The following is a 19,541-nucleotide window of genomic DNA, read 5'->3' as shown; positions in this document are numbered from 1 at the left end:
GTGCAACGCCTGTGGTCTTTTCTGGTGCGTGAATGGCAGCCGACCCCCGGCCGGGGGAGCTACACCCTGCGCCTGACGGTCACCTGTGCGCTGGTGATAACGCTGTTTATGACCCTGCAAATTCCGTTTCTGGCGGTGGGGCTGATTGTGGTGTTTTATGCCAGCCAGCCCAACGTGGTGATGATCAAACTGGTGGGGGTGGTGTTTTTTGTCACCATCACCTGTGCCATTGGCCTGATCCTGCTGATATTCAAATGGACCTATGACTACCCCCTGATCCGGCTGGTGGCCGCCTCATTACTGTTTTGTTGCGCCATCTACCTGATGCGCATTCTGGGGAAGCTGGGGCTGGCGTTTTTTGTGGTGGCGCTGGCGGTGATCTACGCCCAGACCTTCCCCTCCATGACCAGCCAGAGCGAAATACTGGTGCGCCTGCTGCTGTGGCTGTGGGTGGCAATTAACAGCGCGCTGCTGGTAACGATTCTGGTAAATGCCTGTTTTCAGCAGGCGTTTCCCGCCTACCAGTTCAGATCCCGGCTCAGCGGGCTGCTGGGCCAGAGCGCGGATCAACTGGCGCGCTTTGCCGCCGGGCAGCCGCTAAAGCCCCCGGCGTTAACGGACATGGCCCGGCAGGCGGAACAGCTGGCGCTGCTGCTGAAATTGTCCCGGCTTTCCGGGGCGGATACCGCCGGGGGGCCTGTGGGCTGGTCGTCTCTGATGGTTGCCGGGTTACGCTGTGCGTATCTGGTGTCGTTACTGCGCCCGGCATCGCCAACGCCAGAGCTGCAGGCCCAGGCCCGGCAGTTGTCTGCCGCGCTTACCGCACTGGCCGCAGGGAAGGGCACCAGCCCGTTACCGGCTGCCACCGCCGCTACCAGCAGTAATGGGGTGTTGCTGGCCGAAATGACCGGGCTGTTGTGGCGCCTGGCACAGGGAGAGGTGCTGACCCTGCCTGCGGCAGAAAAAGCGCCGCTTATGGCCCCGGATGCCTGGCGCAACCCGGCTTACGCCCACTTTACCCTCAAGACACTGCTCTCCACGCTGCTGTGCTATGTATTTTATGTGGCGGCCGACTGGCAGGGGATCCACACCATCATGCTCAGCTGCGTGATTGTCGCCCAGCCAGGGCTGGGTGCCACCATGCAAAAAGCGCTGTTACGCTTAGGGGGCGCGCTGGTTGCCAGCGGGCTGGCCCTGCTGTGTATGGTCTTTATTCAGCCCCATACGGATACGCTCAGCGGGCTGCTGCTTATGGCGCTGCCGGTGATGGCGCTGGGGGCCTGGCTGGCAGGGGGCTCGGAGCGTATCGCCTATGCCGGGATCCAGATTGCTTTTACGTTTTCCCTGGCGTTTTTAAACGGTTTCGGCCCCCAGACGGACCTGAGCGAAGTCTCTGACCGGCTACTGGGGATTTTGCTGGGAGGGCTTGTGGCTTCGCTGGTGCATATTTACCTGTGGCCGGAAAGTGAAGCCCCGGCCCTGCGCCAGCGGCTGGTGGTCCTGTTCCGGCTGATGGCGGACTACCTGCCCGGGAAAAATAACGCCAGCGTGCTGCCGCTGATCCACACCCTGAACCAGACCGGGTCGCTGCTGGAGCGGGTGGCGGCAGAGCCAACGGGCTCATACGCCCACCCGTATTCTGAAGCCCGGCTTTGGCCTGCCCGGCACAGTTTTGAGCTGGCCCAGCAGATCCTGATTGCCGGTGATGGTTACCGGCTCCAGGCATCCCCCCGGGATGATACCCTGGCCCGCAGCGCAGCACTGCTGGCCGATTATGCCCGGTATATTGAGCAGCCGGGGGCTCCGCGCCCGGCGCTGGCACTCCGGGCGGATGCCACTAACCCGTGGGCAGCCTCGTTAACAGGCGGGCTGGCCGCACTGCCGGAGTGGGCCACCGCCCGCCCGCAACCACAGACAGAGAAGTGATAACACCTATGAGCAGACCTGGTCGTTTGGTTTTCCCGCTGGCGCTGAGCCTGCTGCTGCCAGGCTGTGCCCTGATGCAGGATGATCCCGGGCCGGTTACCGCCATTGACCCGCAACAGGTGCAGTTATCCCGGGTGATCCACCTGGCCGACAGCCACTGGCCTGCGGCGCGCTGGTGGGAGGCCTATCGGGATCCGCAGCTCACCATGCTGATAAACCGCGCCCTGCAAAACTCCCCCACCGCACAGGCGGCCCGGTTGCGTATCCGCCAGTCACAGTCTGCGGTGGAGATGGCCCAGTCCGTCTCGGGGCTACAGGCCACCGCAGTGGCGGTGCAGAACCGGATGCGGGTGTCAGATCGTAATTTCTCATGGCCCTATGCCTATTCACTGCCCGAGTCCCATAACGGGCCCTGGTATACCCTGAATACGGTGGGGGTCGGGGGCTCGCTGAACCTGGATTTATGGGGGGCAGACCGGGCCCAGGTGGCGGCGGCCATTGGTGAAAGTAATGCCCGCCAGGCAGAAACTGCCGGGGTGGAGCTGGATATCGCCAGTAGCGTTGCCCGGCTCTACTTCGCCATGCAAATCACCTGGCAGCAAATCGCGCTGCTGAACCAGCAGGCCGATATTGCCGGGCTTTCGGTGCGTGCCCATGAGGGGCGGGCCGCCCGGGGGCTGGAGGACCAGGTCGATATCGCTGGCGCCAGTAGCGAGCTGCTCGCAGCCCGCCAGCAGGTGTTAGCCGCCCGCAGCATGCTGACCCAGTACCAGGAGACCCTGCGTGCCCTGGTGGGGGCCAGCGCCACGACGATGCCGGAGATTCACCCGGTGGCGTTACCGGCGCTTCAGGCGAGCCTGCCGCCGTCGCTCTCGTCTGATTTGCTGGCGCGCCGCCCGGATCTGCAGGCGCTCAGTGGCTATGTGACCGCCTCATTAAGCCGGGTGGATGCGGCAAAAGCCGCGTTCTATCCCCACTTTGATATCAAGGCATTCTGGGGCTATAACGCGCTGAGTGTGGGGGACCTGTTTAAATATTCGTTTCAGCAGGTCAACATTATTCCCGGCATGTCCCTGCCGCTGTTTGATGGCGGGCGGCTGAATGCGACCCTGAAATCTACCCGTACCGGCAGCAATATCCTGATTAAGCAGTACAACCAGGCGGTGCTGGATGCGGTGCGGGATGTGGCGCTGGCCTCCAGCCAGTTAAACGATCTGGACCAGCAACTGGCGCTACAGCGCCAGCGAGTAGCCGCCGCAGAGCTTGCCGCCGCCAGTGCCGGGGCGCATTTCCGCCGTGGTCTGGTGAGCTATTACGCCGCACAAGAAGCGCGCAGGGCAACCCTCAATGAGCAGTTACTGTTGCTGGATATTCAGGCCCGGCAACTGAACAGCGACATCACGCTGATTAAAGCGCTGGGGGGAGGATACCGGGGGGATACCCCGCCCGCATAACCCCGGCGGGGCCGGGGCATGCAGGCAGCGGCCCTTAGCCGAGGAACATCACCGATACGCACAGCAGACCGACAATCAGGGTAATCAGGTTACCCAGTGAGCGGTACGGCTTCAGCGCCGGGAGCAGATAGGTGGAGAGGGTGGGCATAATAAACAGGATCATGGCAATCAGCGGCCCGCTGATGGCGTAAATCATCGAGATGGCATTCGGGTTGATGCAGCACACCACAAAGGTCAGCAGGGAGACCAGCATAATCGACAGTGCCCGGTTGAATGCCCGGCTCTTTTTCACCCCCACCTGCTGTAACCCGGTTCTGACCATCTCCGTGGCCCCTTCAATCACCCCAAAATAGGTGCCGAGGAAGGATTTGGACATGGCAACCACCGCCACAATAATCCCTGAGACCGACAGCCACGCCGGGGCATTCGGCATCATGGACAGCGCCGACAGGATAGTCACCCCGTGATCTTTCGCGGCGGTAATGTATGACGGCGGAATCGACAGCACGCAGCTGAAGACAAAAAACAGCACGCTCAGGCAGATAATTAAATAGGCCACCTTCATGATTTTTTTGCATTTATCCATCGCTTTTTCGGCGTATTTTTCCCGCCTGTCGATGGCAAACGTGGAAATTATCGGGGTATGACTAAAAGCAAAAACCATCACGGGGATTGAGATCCACACCTGGTGCAGGGTATGGCTATCAAAGGTCATCTGCCCGGTGAGCAGAGAAGGCTGCCAGCTGCCGGTAAGATACAGGGATAAAAACAAAAAATAGGCGATAAGCGGGAAGACCAGAAACCCCATCACCCGGATGGTCACGTGGCGCCCCATCAGGAAAATCAGGTTCAGTACCACCACCACCGCCAGGCTGACCAGCATCCGCACACCGGTGGTGATTGCCATATGCTTTGCCAGCTGCTCCACCAGTGAGTTGGTAATAGCCACCGCGTAGATAAGCACCACCACAAAGAACGCAATAAAATAGAGCGCCGTGATAAGGCTACCGATACGTTTCCCGTAGTAGTGGGTTACGGCGGCGGTGATCCCCTCCCCGGTGGAGGCGGTGTTTGATGACAGAATAAACTGGCACAGGGCCCGGTGCGGCCAGTAGGTTAATGGCCAGGCAACCAGCGCCGTAATGAATAAGACAACAGCCCCCGCAGACCCCAGCTGTATAGGAAGGAACAGCGTACCGGCGCCAACGGCCGTTCCATATAGTGCGAAACTCCAGAGAGTCTCTTCTTTTGACCAAATTTTAGACATCGACTGAATGTATCAACTATAAAATAAACAAAAAGAAGCGCAATTTACCATAAATAGCGCCAGTTCGGGGATAGTTAACCCGGATTCAGCCGTGATCCGGGGGAAAATACTGGCGCTATTGGGAATATGTTGTTGTTTTCATATCTGAAAATAAAACCGGTGAAGGGGGCGGCGCACTCTATTTTTCCGAGCTACCCGGTTAACGGCGGGTAAAAACAAGAATAATAAAAATTCCCCCCATGGCTGCGGTGATGATACCTACCGGTAACTCCTGGTGGGGGATCAGGGTGCGGCTGATAATATCCCCGCCGCACAGCAGTATGGCCCCCATCAGCGCGCATAGTGGTAATAAAAAAAGGTGGCGCACCCCGCCGCAGCGGCGGGCAATATGGGGAATAATCAGGCCAATAAAGCCAATCACGCCAGTGAGCGCCACCAACAGAGCCGTCACCAGTGCACAGCAGATAAAGGTTTCGGTCCGCAGCCGGGACACATTGATCCCCATTGAGCGGGCTGTCAGCTCGCCTGCCAGCAACCCATCCAGCCCGCGCCAGCGCCAGAGAATAAACCCCGCCAGTAACAGCAGCGCCGCCAGGGGGAGCCATAAATTATCCAGCCGCGCCAGCCCCAGACCGCCAAGCGTCCAGAACAGTACGGCGCTGGCCGCCCGCTGGTCCCCGGAAAACACCAGGTAGCTGGTCAGGGCGCCGGATAAAAACGAAATCGCCAGCCCGCAGATGATCAGGTGTTCAGCCCGCTGCTGACGGCACAGCCTGAACAGCAATAGCACCCCCGCCGCTGAGAGTATCCCACCGGCAAAGGCCGCCAGGGGAAGGGTGGCTATGCCAGCGACATCCCCGAAGCGGGTGATCACAAAGACGGCCCCGGCGCTGGCACCGGAAGAGAGGCCGAACAAAAAAGGATCGGCCAGCTCATTACGGGTGGTGGTTTGCAGAAGCGCACCCGTTACCGCCAGCCCGGCACCGGCCATAACCGCCAGCAAGGCCCGGGGAAGCCGCAGTTCGAGGATAATCGTACGCGCCATGTCGCCGCTGGCCCCCTGGCTACCGCTCAGCGCGGCAAGTATCTCTGCCCCGGTGAGCGTTACCGTGCCCTGAGTCATGCTCCAGAATACCATTGCGCCAAGCACCAGCAGGCTGGCACTGGCGAGCAGGATAAAACGGCCGCGTTCGGTGATGATCATTCGGGCTGCCCGTACATTGCCCGGGCCAGTTTTTCGGCTGCATGAATATTCGCGGGCCCCGGGGTCAGCTCTGCATACTGGAGTTTCAGATAGCGCCGTTGCTGTACCGCAGGCGTTTTTTTCATTAACGGGTGGTTCTCCAGAAAGTGTTGTAGCGCTTCTGCCCCGGCCCCGGTCTGATAATCCAGCAGAATAATCATCTGCGGCTCACTGGCGGCGACACTTTCCCAGTCTGTGGTGGTCCAGGAGGCGGCCAGCGTATCCATCACATTGCGGCCGCCCGCGGCCTCTATGATTGCGGTAGGCATAGCGTAGCGGCCACTGGTGAAGGGCTTATCTTTACCGGAGTCATAGACAAAAACACGGGTGGCGGGCTGGCCTGGTGGGCGCTGAGGAAGCATGGCAAGGCGTTTCTGCCATGCGCTGACCAGTGCCCGGGCCTGGCGGGTTTTGCCAAATATTTTCCCAAGCGTCAGCTGGTCATTAAACAGTAAATCCATGGTGGCTTTGGTCATTTTTTTTCCGGCGAGGCCGCAACTTTCACTCAATACCAGGGTGGGGATATGGTAGCGGGCCAGGGTGTGTGGGGTGACCTCACCACCGGGTGTCATACCGTAGTTCCAGCCGGCAAAGAAAAAGTCCGGCTTTACCGCCAGCAGGGTTTCCAGGCTGGGATATTTGGGGGCCAGCTCCGGAATATTGCCCATCTGCTGGCGAAACGCTGCGGTCAGTTTATACCAGCCGGTTATCCCGGTTAGCCCGACGATCCGGTCCTGTAAATTCAGGGCGAAGGCCATTTCCGCCATATTGATATCATTAATGACCGCCCGCTTTGGGGGGTGAGCAAAGGTCACCGGCGTACCGCAACTGCTGATGGTCACCGGGAAGTCGTCAGCCAGCGCCGGTGCGCTGAGCAGGGCCAGTAACAGAAGTAATTTACCTCGGGCCATGTGTTATTTCCTTTTCATCGGGGGTATCGAAAATACGTAGCGGAGCGCCGTTAACCGGGTGGGGGACAATGAAACTTTCCATCCCCAGCACTGGCCGCAGGCAGGCAGTCGTCAGAACCTGCTCCGCCGTGCCGTATGCGGCCTGGGCACCGTTTTTGAGCAACAGCACCCGGTCTGCGAAACGGTCAATGGCAGACAAATCATGCAGGGTGGCGATCACGGAAATGCCCAGTTTTTTTACCCGCGCCAGTAAGGTATTGCGCCCCGCAGGATCCAGATGATTGGTGGGTTCATCCAGCAGTAACAGGGCGGGCGACTGCGCCAGTGCGCGGGCCAGGGCCGCCCGCTGACGCTCCCCGCCGGAAAGGGTGGCCAGCCTGCGCCGGGATAATGACATCAGCCCGGTAAGCGCCAGCGCACGCTCAATACTCTGGCTATCCTGAAGGGGGGTACTGGCGCCCGCCCAGGGCAGGCGACCCAGCGCAATATACTCAATGACCCGCAGCCGCAGATCAGGATCATCCTGCTGGGCCAGATAGGCTATTTTCCGGGCGCAGGTGGCAGGGGAGAGGTGGCTGAAGGGCACACCGCCGAGGAAAACCTGATCGTGACAGGCTTTCAGGGCGCCCATCAGTGCGCACAATAATGTGGATTTACCGCTACCGTTAGGGCCAATGACCGCCAGGCGCTGACCCGCCGGGAGATCGAAGCTGATATTGGTTAATTGTGGCCCTCCGCCGGGGGCACGGTAGTAAAGCTGGTGGACAGAGAGTGTATTCACGATAACCGGTCCTGAGTGATTTTGGTGTTGTGTTATAACATAACAAAATTTGGCAGAGCAACTATCAATCACCCCCTCCGGAAGAAGGTATCTGGCATGCCGGTTAAGCGCGGAGTCGCGGTTTTTTTGGCGTATTTGTTAAATATTTTTATCGAATGCCCCACAAGGCGCTCTGGTAAACTCTTGCTTCCCGGTGCGGTTTTCGTTACCTTTTTTGTTACCGGTAACATGATGCGAGACACCGGTTAACCCCAGACATGGCAACCATAACGGGCTAAGGCCATGTTACTTTCATGGGGTTATCTTATTGCCGCTGCCCCGGGCTGGCGTTTTTTTGGCGCTATAATTATTCGGGTGTTATTAACCCATAATTAACGTGATGTGAAAAAAGAGCGGTAATTTTCCGTTCAGCGCGGTTCATAACAAGAATTCACTCCGTTTGTCTGTTTTTTATTCGTTGCAACGTTTCTGGTGGTATCGCGATAATTTTTTTCTGGATGGGAATGCACTATGTCGAGCGAAAGAAATAACAGTTCCAGGCGAGATTTCCTCGTCAAATCAATGAGCTTGATTCCTGCGGTTGTGGTCACCGGTGGCAATATTGGCGCACTCGGTTTTGCCGGTGCCGCCGTGGCCGCCGCAGACACGCCGAAAACACCGGCATCCGGCGGGCAGGCCAGTGATGGCAAGGCGTGGCAGCCGGTATTCTTCAACAGCGAAGAGTGGGCATTTGTGAATGCCGCCGTGGCCCGGCTGATCCCGGCCGATGAGCGCGGCCCCGGCGCACTGGAAGCCGGAGTGCCCGAATTCATTGATAAACAGATGAACACCCCCTACGCCACTGGCGCTATCTGGTATATGCAGGGGCCCTTTAACCCGGATGTCCCCAAAGAGATGGGCTACCAGCTCCCCCTGGTGCCAAAGCAGATCTACAACCTCGGTATTGCTGAGGCCAACGCCTGGTGCAAAGCGCAGCACGGTAAAGTGTTTGCCGAACTGACCCCTGAGCAGCAGGACAGTGCGCTCACGGCGTTTGAGTCCGGCAGTGCGCAGTTTGCCCAGCTCCCCGCCAGCCTGTTTTTCTCCTACCTGTTACAGAACACCCGCGAGGGGTTCTTCAGCGATCCTATCCACGGCGGCAACAAAGGCATGGTGGGCTGGACGCTGATCAATTTTCCCGGCGCGCGTGCTGATTTTATGGACTGGGTTGAACGCGGTGAGCGTTATCCCTTCCCGCCGGTATCTATTCATGGGGTAAGGGCATAACAATGGCGACTGTACTGAAAAAAACCGATGCGGTGATCGTGGGCTTTGGCTGGGTGGGGGCCATTATGGCCAAAGAGCTGACCGAAGCGGGGCTGAATGTGGTGGCGCTGGAGCGCGGCCCCATGCGCGACACCTGGCCAGACGGGGCCTACCCGCAGGTGATCGACGAGCTGACCTACAACATTCGCCGTAAACTGTTCCAGGATCTCTCTAAAAGCACGGTGACCATCCGTCATAACAGCAGCCAGGCGGCTGTACCTTACCGCCAGCTGGCGGCCTTCCTGCCGGGAACCGGGGTAGGCGGTGCGGGCCTGCACTGGTCCGGGGTGCACTTTCGTGCCGATCCCACTGAGCTGCGCATGCGCAGCCACTACCAGGAGCGCTACGGTAACAATTTCATTCCGCAGGATATGCTCATCCAGGATTTCGGCGTCACTTATGAGGAGCTGGAGCCGTTTTACGATAAAGCGGAAAAAGTGTTCGGCACCTCCGGCACTGCCTGGACCATCAGGGGCCAGAAAGTGGGGGAAGGCAAAGGCGGTAACTTCTTTGCGCCGGATCGCTCAGACGACTTCCCGCTACCGGCCCAGAAAAATACCTGGTCGGCACAGCTGTTTGAGAAAGCCGCAAAATCTATTGGCTATCACCCTTATAACCTGCCGTCCGCCAACACGTCAGACTCCTACACCAACCCCTATGGTGCCCAGATGGGGCCGTGTAACTTCTGCGGATTTTGCAGCGGTTACGCCTGCTATATGTATTCCAAAGCCTCGCCTAATGTGAATATTCTGCCCGCCCTGCGCCGGGAGAAAGGCTTTGAACTGCGTACTAATGCCAATGTGCTCAAAGTGAATCTGACCGACGACAAACTGCGGGCCACCGGGGTGACCTATGTGGATGCCCAGGGGCGGGAAGTGGAGCAACCGGCCGATCTGGTGATTATCGGCGCGTTCCAGTTCCACAACGTTCACCTGATGTTGCTGTCCGGCATTGGTAAACCCTACAACCCGGAAACCGGGGAGGGGGTGGTCGGCCGTAACTTCGCCTACCAGAATATGACCACCGTGAAAGCCATCTTCGACAAAGACACCTTCACCAACCCGTTTATCGGGGCCGGTGGTAACGGGGTCGGGGTGGATGATTTCAACGCCGACAACTTCGACCACGGCCCGCTGGGCTTTGTGGGTGGCTCGCCGTTCTGGGTTAACCAGGCGGGCACCAAGCCCATTTCTGGCCTGCCGGTTCCGCCGGGCACACCGGCCTGGGGCAGTAAGTGGAAAGCGGCAGTGGCAGACACCTATACGCACCATTTGTCGATGGATGCCCACGGCGCCCACCAGTCCTACCGCCAGAACTACCTGGATCTTGACCCCAACTACAAAAACGTCTTTGGTCAGCCGCTGCTGCGCATGACCTTTGACTGGCAGGAAAACGACATCAAAATGGCCCAGTTTATGTACTCAAAACTGCGCCCGATTGCCGAGGCCATGAACCCGAAATATATCCTCGGCAGCCCGAAAAACGCCGACAGCCATTTTGATACCACCAGCTACCAGACCACCCACATGAACGGCGGTGCGGTAATGGGGGAAGATCCTAAAACCAGCGCGGTAAACCGCTATCTGCAAAGCTGGGATGTTCACAATGTGTTTGTCATCGGGGCTTCCGCCTTCCCGCAGGGGCTGGGCTATAACCCCACCGGGACAATTGCAGCGCTGGCCTACTGGTCTGCGAAGGCTATTCGCGAACAGTATCTGAAAAACCCGGGCCCGCTGGTACAGGCATAAAGGAAGGCAGACCATGAAAAAACGACTTTTCTCCGCCCTGGCGCTGGGTATGCTCAGTATGGCCTGCTGGGGGCAGAGCGCTTCAGACAACAGCGATCTGATTAAACGCGGTGAGTATCTGGCCCGGGCCGGTGACTGTGTGGCCTGCCACACTAACGGCGCCAAAGGCCAGCCCTTTGCCGGTGGCCTGGCCATGGCGACCCCGATAGGCACGATTTACTCCACCAACATCACCCCGGACAAAACGCACGGGATCGGTAGCTACACCTTTGAAGAGTTTGATGACGCGGTGCGCCGCGGGGTGCGCAAAGATGGCTCCACCCTCTACCCGGCCATGCCGTTCCCCTCATTTGCCCGGATAACTGAGCCGGATATGCGCGCCATGTACGCCTACTTTATGCACGGTGTGCAGCCGGTGGCTGAGGCAAACAAAGATACGGATATTCCGTGGCCGCTCTCTATGCGCTGGCCGCTGGCTATCTGGCGCGGCCTGTTCGCGCCGGATCCTGCCGACTTTGTTTCCAACGCCAGTGCAGACCCGGTACTGGAGCGGGGCCGCTACCTGGTTGAGGGGCTGGGCCACTGTGGCGCCTGCCACACGCCGCGCAGTATCACCATGCAGGAAAAAGCCCTCAGCGAGCAGGACGGGGATGATTACCTCTCCGGCAGCAGTGCGCCGATTGACGGCTGGGTTGCCTCCAGCCTGCGCGGGGAAAACCGCGACGGCCTCGGCACATGGAGCGAGGCCGAAGTGGCCGAATTCCTGAAAACCGGCCGTAACGATAAAGGCGTGGTCTTTGGCGGAATGAGCGATGTGGTGGAACACAGCCTGCAATACCTGTCTGATGACGATATCACGGCCATTGCCCGCTACCTGAAGTCTCTGCCGCCAAAAGGGGGCAAACAGTCCCCGGCTCCGGTGGCGGACGATACGGCGCAGCAGCTGTGGAAAGGCAATGACAGCAAAACCGGCGCGGCGCTGTATGTGGATAACTGTGCCGCCTGCCACCGTACCGACGGGGTGGGCTACAAGCGGGCCTTCCCGGCGCTGAAAGGCAACCCGGTGGTTCAGACAGAGGATCCGACCTCGCTTATCCATATTATCCTCACCGGGAATACCACCCCGGCAGTGAACGGGGCGGTCTCTAACCTGACGATGCCATCCTTTGGCTGGCGGCTTAATGATCAGCAGGTGGCAGATGTGGCAAACTTTGTGCGCAGCAGCTGGGGTAACAAGGCCCCGGCGGTGAGTGCCTCAGACGTGGCAAAAGTGCGCAAAGACCGCAGCATTATCGCTGATGAGAAGGCCATGGGAAGCCCGGATGTGTCAAAACTGCCCGGCGCGGCAGAGTAACAACTGGCAGGGACGCGCTACCCGCGGGCAGGAAGCCCGTACCTGAGAAGCGGCGGGGGGAGCCCCGCCAGATAACGCAGACCGAAATGGATAGAGCGATGTTATTACCAGGCTTTCTGCCCGGCAGGAGCTGCTGATGCTCCGGGCCCATGAACTTAGCTGTATGTATGATGACAACCTGCTGTTTCGCAATCTCTCCCTGACGGTCAGTGCCGGTGAGCTGGTACAAATCAGTGGCCCTAATGGTAGCGGCAAAACCACCTTACTGCGGGTGTTGTGCGGGTTATCCCGCCCGGAGCGGGGGCAGGTGTACTGGCAGGGGGAGCCTCTGGCCGCCGCGCGGGATGCCTTTCACCGTGAGGTGGTCTGGCTTGGTCACAAAACCGGGGTGAAATCGGCCCTGACGGCAGATGAAAATCTGCGCTTTTTTTACCCTCACTCCCGCCCGGAGGCGCGGGAGCAGGCTCTGGCGGCCATCGGGCTTGCCGGGTATGAAGATCAGCCACTGGATACGCTCTCCGCCGGACAGCAACGCCGGGTGGCCCTGGCACGTCTGTGGCTGAGTGATGCCCCCCTGTGGATGCTGGACGAACCCTTTACTGCCCTGGACGCCCGGGGCATCGAAACCCTGACCCGGCAACTGGAGCGCCAGGTGCTGGGGGGTGGCAGCGTGCTGATGACAACCCACCAGCCGCTGCGCGCGCTGGCCTGCCCGCTGCGTGCCATTACCCTGAACGGCGAGGCGGCCCTGTGAGCCGCGCAATTTTTTACCGTGAACTGCTGCTGATGTGGCGCCGCAGTGCGGAGATCCTCAACCCGCTGTGGTTCTTTCTGATAGTCATTTCGCTCTTTCCCTTTGCCATTGGCCCGGACCCCCGGCAGCTGTCGCTGATTGCGCCGGGCATTGTCTGGGTTGCCGCGCTGCTGGCGGCCCTGCTGGTGATGGAGCGCCTGTTCCGGGAAGACTGGCAGGATGGCGCCCTGGAGCAGTTGCTGTTACTGCCGGTGCCCCTGGGCTGGACGGTCGTGCTTAAAGTATTTGCCCACTGGCTGGTGACCGGGCTGCCGCTGCTGGTTATCTCGCCGCTGGCGGCGCTGCTGCTGGGCATGAGTGCCCACAGCGCGTGGGTACTGGCGCTGACCCTGCTGCTGGGCACGCCAACGTTGAGCTTTCTGGGCTCGGTGGGGGTTGGGCTCACGGTGGGCCTGCGGCGCGGCGGGGTGCTGCTCAGTTTGCTGATATTGCCGCTGGCGATACCGCTGCTTATTTTTGCAACTGCGGCCTGCAACGCCGCAGCATCCGGGCTGCCGGTGGAGGGTTATCTGGCCATCCTCGGCGCCTTTTTACTGGCAAGCGCCACACTGTGCCCGTTTGCGACGGCCGCCGCGCTGCGGTTATCTGTGCAGTAAGCTAAGGACTGAGGACCATATGTGGAAATTGATACGTCAGTTAGCCATGCCGGAACGGCTCTACCGCCTGTGTGGTGCCTGTCTGCCGTGGCTTGGGGGGCTGAGCGCCGCCCTGTTACTTGCCGGGCTGGTCTGGGGCTTTGTCTACGCACCGGCTGATTATCAGCAGGGCCAGAGCTACCGGATCATGTATCTGCATGTTCCGGCGGCCATGTGGTCGATGGGCATTTACGCCGCCATGGCCGCCGCCGCGTTTACCGGGCTGGTGTGGCAGATAAAAATGGCCCCCCTTGCCATGATGGCGATGGCCCCCGTCGGCATGGTGTACACCTTTATTGCCCTGGTGACCGGCTCCGCCTGGGGAAAACCCATGTGGGGAACCTGGTGGATCTGGGATGCGCGGCTCACCTCAGAGCTGGTGCTGCTGTTTTTGTACGCCGGGATTATCGCCCTGTATCACGCGCTGGATGACCAGCGCCGGGCCGGGAGCGCCGCCAGCATTCTGGTGCTGGTGGGGGTGTGTAACCTGCCGATTATTCACTTCTCCGTGCAGTGGTGGAATACCCTGCACCAGGGGTCAACAAATATGCAGCAGACCATTGATCCGCTAATGCGCATGCCGCTGCGGGTCTGCATTCTGGCGTTTCTCTGCCTGTTTATTTACCTGGCGCTGATGCGTATGCGTAACCTGATTCTGCTGGCCGAGCGCTGCCGTCCCTGGGTACAGGCGCTGGCCCGTAAAGGAGCACCACAATGACACCGGCATTTGCTTCATTCAGTGCGTTTCTGGCGATGGGCGGCTACGGGTTTTATGTCTGGCTGTCGCTGGGGGTGACCCTGCTGGCCCTGCTGGTGCTTCTGGCCCACAGCGCCTTACAGCGGCGGCGGATCCTGGCCGACATACGCCGCCACCAGGCCCGGGAGCGGCGTATTCGCGCCGCCCGGGAATCCCAGTCCGTAAGCGGGGGGTATCATGCTCGCACGCCGTAAAACCCGCCTGTGGATAGCCCTTGGCATGCTGGCCGGTCTCGGGGGGGCGGTGGGGCTTGTGATGTACGCCCTGAGCGCCAGCATTGATCTGTTCTACACCCCGGGGGAGATCCTGTATGGCAAAAATGAAACCCGGCAGATCCCGCAAACCGGGCACAGTCTGCGGGTGGGGGGATATGTCCAGCCCGGCAGCGTGAAGCGCGATCCGCACAATTTACAGGTGAGCTTTAAACTCTACGACAGCCGGGGCGTGGTCCGGGTGAGCTATCAGGGGATCCTGCCGGATCTGTTCCGGGAAGGGCAGGGGGTGGTCGCCCAGGGGGTACTGGACGGCCCGGATCATATTACCGCCCGCCAGGTGCTGGCAAAGCATGATGAAAACTACACCCCGCCAGAGATAAAAACCGCCATGGCCCGGCCGGATGCGGAAAACAGGAGCGGGAAATGATACCGGAACTGGGAAATTATCTGCTCTGCCTGGGGCTGAGTGTAGCGCTGCTGCTGGCGGTGTATCCGCTCTGGGGGGCCTGGCGAGGTCAGGCCCGATTAATGGCGCTGGCCCGGCCGCTGGCGCTGGTGCAGTTTGTGGCGGTGCTACTGGCGTTTCTTATCCTGGCGTATGCGTTTATTACCTGTGATTTTAGCGTGCGCTACGTGGCGGATAACGCCAACAGCGCCCTGCCGGTGTGGTATCGCATTGCCGCCACCTGGGGCTCCCATGAGGGCTCGTTACTGCTGTGGGTATTACTGATGAGCGGCTGGACCGCCGCCGTGGCGCTGTTCAGCCGCCAGATGCCCCTGGACGCGGTTGCCAGAGTGCTGGCGGTGATGGGGATGATCAGCGCCGGGTTTTTGCTGTTTATTCTGTTTACCTCCAACCCCTTTACCCGCACCCTGCCGGGCTACCCGGCAGACGGGCGCGATCTGAACCCGCTGTTGCAGGATGTGGGGATGATTTTCCACCCGCCGATTCTGTATATGGGCTATGTGGGCTTTTCGGTGGCCTTTGCCTTTGCCATCGCTTCGTTACTGGCCGGGCGGCTGGATACGGCCTGGGCCCGCTGGTCCCGGCCCTGGACCCAGGCCGCATGGCTGTTTCTGACCCTCGGCATTGTGCTGGGCTCGGCCTGGGCCTATTACGAGCTGGGCTGGGGGGGCTGGTGGTTCTGGGATCCGGTTGAGAATGCCTCGCTGATGCCCTGGCTGGTGGGCACGGCGCTGATGCACTCTCTGGCGGTGACCGAGAAGCGCGGCAGCTTCCGCGCCTGGACCGCCCTGCTGGCGATTATCGCCTTCTCGCTGTGCCTGCTGGGCACCTTTCTGGTGCGCTCCGGGGTGCTGGTATCGGTCCATGCGTTTGCCTCTGATCCGGCCCGGGGGATGTTTATTCTGGCGCTGCTGGTGATTGTGATTGGCGGCTCGCTGCTGCTCTACGCCCTGCGGGGCGGGGCCGTGCGCGGGCGGGTCGGGCACCAGCTCTGGTCCCGGGAGAGCTTTCTGCTGGGGAACAATATTCTGCTGGTGGCCGCCATGCTGGTGGTGCTGCTCGGCACGCTGTTGCCCCTGGTCCATAAGGAGATGGGGCTTGGCAGCATCTCTGTGGGGGAGCCCTTCTTCAATACCCTGTTTACGGTATTAATGGTGCCCTTTGCCCTGCTGCTGGGGGTCGGGCCGCTGATCCGCTGGCGGCGGGACGATATCGGGCGCCAGTTAAGGCGCCTGGGGCTGGCCCTGGCGGTGAGCCTGGTGCTGGCGCTGGTGCTCCCCTGGTGGCTGGGGGACCGGATCGTCGCCATTACCGTGACCGGCCTGATGATGGCCCTGTGGGTACTGGTGCTGGCGCTGATCGAACTGCATGAGCGGGCCACCCACCGCCACGGCTTCTGGCGCGGGCTGCTGCACCAGAGCCGCAGCCAGTGGGGGATGGTGCTCGGCCATATCGGGGTCGCGGTAACGGTTATCGGTATTGCGTTCAGCACCCAGTACAGCGTGGAGCGCGATGTGCGCATGAAAACCGGGGATACGCTGGATATCCACCAGTACCATTTTGAGTTCCAGGGAGTGCGCGATATTGTCGGCCCGAACTGGAGCGGCGGCATGGGGGTATTTAGCGTAAGCCGGAACGGCAAACCGGAAACCACCCTCTATGCGGAGAAGCGTTTTTACAGCGCCAGCCAGATGATGATGACCGAAGCGGCCATTGACGGCGGTCTGACCCGGGATCTGTATGCCGCCCTGGGGGAAGAGCTGGAGGACGGCAGCTGGGCGGTGCGCCTGTATTACAAACCCTTTGTGCGCTGGATCTGGTACGGGGGCGTTCTGATGGCCCTGGGCGGGCTGTGCTGCATGCTCGATCCCCGTTACCGCGCTTTCAGGCACCGGGAGGCACAGTGAATCGTAAATGGTTATTTATTCCGCTGGTGCTGTTTCTGGCCCTGGCGGCGGCCCTGATGTGGCAACTGATGAAAAACGCCCAGGGGGACGACCCCACCCGGCTGGAGTCGGCGCTGGTCGGCAAGCCGCTACCGGCCTTCCGGCTCCAGACGCTGGCAAACCCGGGGGAGGCCCTCGGGCGTGAGGCGCTGATCACCGGTAAACCGCTGCTGCTGAATGTCTGGGCCACCTGGTGCCCCACCTGCCACGCGGAGCACCAGTTTCTGAACCAGCTGGCGGGCCAGGGGGTACGAATTGTGGGCATGAACTATAAAGACACCCGCCAGAAAGCGCTGAACTGGCTGAAAGACTACGGTAACCCCTATAGCCTGAGCCTGTTTGACGGTAACGGTATGCTGGGGATGGATCTGGGGGTCTACGGCGCGCCGGAGACGTTTCTTATCGACGGTAAGGGCATTGTCCGCTGGCGTCACGCCGGTGCGCTGGATGACAGCGTCTGGCAACAGCAGTTAAAACCCCTGTGGGAGCAAACGAACCGCGAGGCCGGATCATGAAGCGCGGGTTACTGGTGCTGTGTGGCTTACTGCTGGCCTGGCAGGCGCTGGCGGCGATTGACACCTGGCAGTTCAGCACCCCGGCGCAGGAGCAGCAGTTTCGCGAGATAACCGCCCAGCTGCGCTGCCCGAAATGCCAGAACAACAGCGTGGCCGACTCAGACGCAATGATTGCCGCCGATATGCGCGCGAAGGTGTACCAGCTGCTCCAGGAGGGGAAAACCCGCCAGCAGATCATTGACTATATGGTGGCCCGCTACGGCAATTTTGTCAGTTACGATCCGCCGCTGACCCCGGCCACGGTAGCCCTGTGGGCGGTGCCGCTGCTGTTTGTTGTGGCCGGGTGTGGGGTGCTGCTTGCTGGCACCCGGCGCCGGGCCGGGAAGCGGGTGGCGCTGGATGAGCGTGAACGCCAGCGTCTGGCGCAATTACTCAGCAAAGGAAAAGATCAATGAGCCCGGTAATTATTGTGGCCCTGTTACTGCTCCTGGGGGCCCTGGGGGTGCTGTTTTTCCCCTGGTCTGCCCGTCATGTTACGGCGCGCAGCGCCCTGAACCGGCGTTTTTATCAGTCGCGGTTGCAGGAGCTGGCGCGGGAAGGCCACGGGCCGGATGATCCGCTGGTGGTGGAGCTGCAGCGCACGCTGCTAAACGACATTCCCGAGACGGACGACGCCGGGCAGCCCGCCGGGGGCCGGTTTCGCCGCCGGAGCCTGATCCCCGGCGCCCTGGTGCTGATACTGGTCAGCACCGGGGTATACCTGAAAACCTCCTCCCCGGGTGAGCTGCTGGCCTGGCAACAGGCGCGCCAGCAGTTTCCACAGCTGCTGCGCCAGGCCGGGGATCCGGCCGCCGACCCCCTGAGCGACGGGCAACTGGCAGAGCTGGCCCTCGGGTTGCGCAGCCAGTTGCAGGACGAGCCGGGCAACACGGCGTACTGGCAGATGCTCGGGCGCATTGGCATGGTCCTTAACGATAACCCCATGGCCCGGGGGGCATTTGGCCGGGCCTGGCAGCTGGCCCCCCGGGATCCGCTGGTGATCCTGGATTACGCCAGCGCCCTGGTGCGCGCCGGTGAGCAGGGCAGTATCCGCCAGGGGGAGATGCTGCTGCGGGATACGCTGGCCCGCAACGGGCCTGATGCCCGGGTGCTGGATCTGCTGGCGTTCAGTGAATACCAGCAGCAGCGCTACGCCCAGGCCGCCGCCCACTGGCAGCAGGCCCTGGCCCTGACCCCGGGTGATGATCCGCAACACGCGGTAATCAGCGGTAATTTGCGCCAGGCCCGCCAGCGCAGCCAGCCATAGGGCCAGCTTCAGGCAACGGAGGGGCTCAGTAACCAGTCACTCTCAACCTGAATTTCAAAATCCGTATAGCGGGCGATGGGCTGTACGGTATTGCCTTTACGCACCAGCTCAACAAGGCCGTGCCCTTCAAGGGTTTTCAGCGTGGTGGACAGGTTGCTGACGTGGCGACCGGCAAGGCGCGCCAGCTCGCTGATGGTGGCGGGATTTTCCCGGGCCATCAGGCGCAGCAGGATAATATTGTCATTGCTGAGGATCTGGCCAATGGCATTGAGTGAGGCAAACCAGATTTTCGGCTCGCCCGGGGCCGGGTGGTATTTACCCGTGGCGATATCCAGCATTCTGGCCCGCAGATTCTGTTCTGAGATAACACCCAGTAGCGCTTTCATGTGATGACTCCTGCCGATTTCAGGATGGTGTCTGTGGCCGCAAAAAAATCCAGCATCAGCTGCTCTGCGGAGTGAAAATAGTAAGGCTGCCCCCGGTCACTTACTGAATGGTGTATGTGGTCATACACTACCCGGCGGGCGGTAAAACCCGGCCGGGAAGGTGGTGGTAGCCCGTGCGCGTTATCAATGCCAAAGATCCTATGGTTCTGCCGGTTGTGCAGCGTCAGGTTGTAACGTATTCCATGGGGCCGGAACACTGACGGCGGGACTTTAAACGCTTCGATCCGCCACCAGTAGCCGCATTCATAATGAAACTCGTACCCGTGCATATCCAGCAGTGTCTGTAATCCATAATCTTCCCTGAGCATTGAAGCCTCACTACTTATGAGTTAATCATAACCATTCTGTCTCGGGTGGCAATCACACCTTTGCCTGGAGTCAGCGGGGGTTATGCCATGACGGGCTGAGGGTGTCTTATTTTTGGTTAATTTTTGCGCAATATTACGCAAAAT

The 19,541-nt window shown here is 60.4% G+C and carries 20 protein-coding genes; 14 read left to right on the top strand and 6 right to left on the bottom strand.

The window, feature by feature from the left end; translation table 11 throughout:
* Together EBL_RS14755 and EBL_RS14750 are read left to right on the top strand one after the other, a co-directional pair.
* Nucleotides 1-1,926 carry a multidrug transporter subunit MdtO gene (locus tag EBL_RS14755; protein WP_002442802.1) on the top strand — a complete coding sequence of 642 codons (1,926 nt, stop codon included), beginning with the start codon at nt 1-3 and terminating at the stop codon, nt 1,924-1,926.
* Nucleotides 1,927-1,934: 8 nt separating this feature from the next.
* Nucleotides 1,935-3,380, top strand: coding sequence for an MdtP family multidrug efflux transporter outer membrane subunit (locus EBL_RS14750; protein WP_014716147.1), 1,446 nt, complete (start codon nt 1,935-1,937; stop codon nt 3,378-3,380).
* A 34-nt stretch (nt 3,381-3,414) separates the two neighbouring features.
* Here the strand turns inward: EBL_RS14750 and EBL_RS14745 are convergent, their stop codons facing one another.
* From EBL_RS14745 to EBL_RS14730, 4 genes are all read right to left on the bottom strand, one after another.
* A complete protein-coding gene (locus EBL_RS14745; protein WP_002442806.1) occupies nt 3,415-4,647 on the bottom strand; it encodes an amino acid permease in 1,233 nt (410 codons plus the stop codon).
* Between the two features lie 199 nt (nt 4,648-4,846).
* Nucleotides 4,847-5,851 carry a FecCD family ABC transporter permease gene (locus EBL_RS14740; protein WP_002442808.1) on the bottom strand — a complete coding sequence of 335 codons (1,005 nt, stop codon included), beginning with the start codon at nt 5,849-5,851 and terminating at the stop codon, nt 4,847-4,849.
* Nucleotides 5,848-6,801, bottom strand: coding sequence for an ABC transporter substrate-binding protein (locus EBL_RS14735; RefSeq protein WP_002442810.1), 954 nt, complete (start codon nt 6,799-6,801; stop codon nt 5,848-5,850). Before EBL_RS14735 ends, EBL_RS14740 begins: the two co-directional genes overlap by 4 nt.
* Nucleotides 6,788-7,582, bottom strand: a complete 795-nt coding sequence (locus EBL_RS14730; RefSeq protein WP_002442812.1) for an ABC transporter ATP-binding protein — start codon at nt 7,580-7,582, stop codon at nt 6,788-6,790. Before EBL_RS14730 ends, EBL_RS14735 begins: the two co-directional genes overlap by 14 nt.
* Nucleotides 7,583-8,092: 510 nt before the next feature.
* Between EBL_RS14730 and EBL_RS14725 the strand changes: the two genes are divergently transcribed.
* The 12 genes from EBL_RS14725 to ccmI all read left to right on the top strand — a co-directional run bounded on the left by EBL_RS14725 (nt 8,093) and on the right by ccmI (nt 18,643).
* On the top strand, nt 8,093-8,848 hold the full coding sequence (locus EBL_RS14725; protein ID WP_014716146.1) for a gluconate 2-dehydrogenase subunit 3 family protein: 756 nt from the start codon (nt 8,093-8,095) through the stop codon (nt 8,846-8,848).
* Nucleotides 8,849-8,850: 2 nt separating this feature from the next.
* Entirely contained in the window at nt 8,851-10,635 is a 1,785-nt protein-coding gene (locus EBL_RS14720; RefSeq protein ID WP_002442815.1) for a GMC family oxidoreductase, read from the top strand.
* A 13-nt stretch (nt 10,636-10,648) separates the two neighbouring features.
* A complete protein-coding gene (locus tag EBL_RS14715) occupies nt 10,649-11,989 on the top strand; it encodes a c-type cytochrome (RefSeq protein WP_002442817.1) in 1,341 nt (446 codons plus the stop codon).
* A 136-nt stretch (nt 11,990-12,125) separates the two neighbouring features.
* Complete coding sequence (ccmA, locus tag EBL_RS14710) at nt 12,126-12,743, top strand: cytochrome c biogenesis heme-transporting ATPase CcmA (RefSeq protein ID WP_002442819.1); 618 nt, start codon at nt 12,126-12,128, stop codon at nt 12,741-12,743.
* Entirely contained in the window at nt 12,740-13,399 is a 660-nt protein-coding gene (gene ccmB, locus EBL_RS14705) for a heme exporter protein CcmB (RefSeq protein WP_002442821.1), read from the top strand. The genes ccmA and ccmB overlap by 4 nt, the downstream gene beginning before the upstream one ends.
* Before the next feature lie 19 nt (nt 13,400-13,418).
* Entirely contained in the window at nt 13,419-14,156 is a 738-nt protein-coding gene (locus EBL_RS14700; RefSeq protein ID WP_002442838.1) for a heme ABC transporter permease, read from the top strand.
* Nucleotides 14,153-14,389, top strand: a complete 237-nt coding sequence (gene ccmD, locus EBL_RS14695) for a heme exporter protein CcmD (protein ID WP_002442840.1) — start codon at nt 14,153-14,155, stop codon at nt 14,387-14,389. Before EBL_RS14700 ends, ccmD begins: the two co-directional genes overlap by 4 nt.
* Nucleotides 14,373-14,837 carry a cytochrome c maturation protein CcmE gene (gene ccmE, locus EBL_RS14690; RefSeq protein WP_002442842.1) on the top strand — a complete coding sequence of 155 codons (465 nt, stop codon included), beginning with the start codon at nt 14,373-14,375 and terminating at the stop codon, nt 14,835-14,837. The genes ccmD and ccmE overlap by 17 nt, the downstream gene beginning before the upstream one ends.
* On the top strand, nt 14,834-16,783 hold the full coding sequence (locus EBL_RS14685) for a heme lyase CcmF/NrfE family subunit (protein WP_002442844.1): 1,950 nt from the start codon (nt 14,834-14,836) through the stop codon (nt 16,781-16,783). The genes ccmE and EBL_RS14685 overlap by 4 nt, the downstream gene beginning before the upstream one ends.
* Nucleotides 16,780-17,337, top strand: coding sequence for a DsbE family thiol:disulfide interchange protein (locus EBL_RS14680; protein ID WP_002442846.1), 558 nt, complete (start codon nt 16,780-16,782; stop codon nt 17,335-17,337). Before EBL_RS14685 ends, EBL_RS14680 begins: the two co-directional genes overlap by 4 nt.
* Nucleotides 17,334-17,792 (top strand): cytochrome c-type biogenesis protein, encoded by a 459-nt coding sequence (locus EBL_RS14675; RefSeq protein ID WP_002442848.1) that lies wholly within the window; start codon nt 17,334-17,336, stop codon nt 17,790-17,792. The genes EBL_RS14680 and EBL_RS14675 overlap by 4 nt, the downstream gene beginning before the upstream one ends.
* Entirely contained in the window at nt 17,789-18,643 is an 855-nt protein-coding gene (gene ccmI, locus EBL_RS14670; RefSeq protein ID WP_002442850.1) for a c-type cytochrome biogenesis protein CcmI, read from the top strand. The genes EBL_RS14675 and ccmI overlap by 4 nt, the downstream gene beginning before the upstream one ends.
* An 8-nt stretch (nt 18,644-18,651) precedes the next feature.
* On the opposite strand, the gene EBL_RS14665 is transcribed toward ccmI, so the two are convergent.
* Nucleotides 18,652-19,029: an HVO_A0114 family putative DNA-binding protein gene (locus EBL_RS14665; protein ID WP_002442852.1), complete on the bottom strand. Its 378-nt coding sequence runs from the start codon at nt 19,027-19,029 to the stop codon at nt 18,652-18,654.
* Entirely contained in the window at nt 19,026-19,397 is a 372-nt protein-coding gene (locus tag EBL_RS14660) for a toxin-antitoxin system TumE family protein (protein WP_002442854.1), read from the bottom strand. Before EBL_RS14660 ends, EBL_RS14665 begins: the two co-directional genes overlap by 4 nt.
* Between the last annotated feature and the right edge of the window lie 144 nt (nt 19,398-19,541).

The sequence above is a fragment of the Shimwellia blattae DSM 4481 = NBRC 105725 genome (assembly GCF_000262305.1).
In the GTDB taxonomy this organism is placed as follows: Bacteria; Pseudomonadota; Gammaproteobacteria; order Enterobacterales; family Enterobacteriaceae; genus Shimwellia; species Shimwellia blattae.
The sequence above is the reverse complement of the archived record's forward strand: the minus strand, read 5'-3'. Positions and strand labels throughout refer to the sequence as shown.

Excerpts from the sequence above, each read along its gene's own strand:
- ccmA (WP_002442819.1), top strand. The coding sequence starts at position 12,126 with ATGCTCCGGGCCCATGAACTTAGCTGTATGTATGATGACAACCTGCTG.
- EBL_RS14725 (WP_014716146.1), top strand. The coding sequence starts at position 8,093 with ATGTCGAGCGAAAGAAATAACAGTTCCAGGCGAGATTTCCTCGTCAAA.
- EBL_RS14750 (WP_014716147.1), top strand. The coding sequence starts at position 1,935 with ATGAGCAGACCTGGTCGTTTGGTTTTCCCGCTGGCGCTGAGCCTGCTG.
- EBL_RS14745 (WP_002442806.1), bottom strand. The coding sequence starts at position 4,647 with ATGTCTAAAATTTGGTCAAAAGAAGAGACTCTCTGGAGTTTCGCACTA.
- ccmE (WP_002442842.1), top strand. The coding sequence starts at position 14,373 with ATGCTCGCACGCCGTAAAACCCGCCTGTGGATAGCCCTTGGCATGCTG.
- EBL_RS14685 (WP_002442844.1), top strand. The coding sequence starts at position 14,834 with ATGATACCGGAACTGGGAAATTATCTGCTCTGCCTGGGGCTGAGTGTA.
- EBL_RS14660 (WP_002442854.1), bottom strand. The coding sequence starts at position 19,397 with ATGCTCAGGGAAGATTATGGATTACAGACACTGCTGGATATGCACGGG.
- EBL_RS14700 (WP_002442838.1), top strand. The coding sequence starts at position 13,419 with ATGTGGAAATTGATACGTCAGTTAGCCATGCCGGAACGGCTCTACCGC.
- ccmI (WP_002442850.1), top strand. The coding sequence starts at position 17,789 with ATGAGCCCGGTAATTATTGTGGCCCTGTTACTGCTCCTGGGGGCCCTG.
- EBL_RS14675 (WP_002442848.1), top strand. The coding sequence starts at position 17,334 with ATGAAGCGCGGGTTACTGGTGCTGTGTGGCTTACTGCTGGCCTGGCAG.
- EBL_RS14720 (WP_002442815.1), top strand. The coding sequence starts at position 8,851 with ATGGCGACTGTACTGAAAAAAACCGATGCGGTGATCGTGGGCTTTGGC.
- EBL_RS14740 (WP_002442808.1), bottom strand. The coding sequence starts at position 5,851 with ATGATCATCACCGAACGCGGCCGTTTTATCCTGCTCGCCAGTGCCAGC.
- ccmD (WP_002442840.1), top strand. The coding sequence starts at position 14,153 with ATGACACCGGCATTTGCTTCATTCAGTGCGTTTCTGGCGATGGGCGGC.
- EBL_RS14715 (WP_002442817.1), top strand. The coding sequence starts at position 10,649 with ATGAAAAAACGACTTTTCTCCGCCCTGGCGCTGGGTATGCTCAGTATG.
- EBL_RS14735 (WP_002442810.1), bottom strand. The coding sequence starts at position 6,801 with ATGGCCCGAGGTAAATTACTTCTGTTACTGGCCCTGCTCAGCGCACCG.
- EBL_RS14665 (WP_002442852.1), bottom strand. The coding sequence starts at position 19,029 with ATGAAAGCGCTACTGGGTGTTATCTCAGAACAGAATCTGCGGGCCAGA.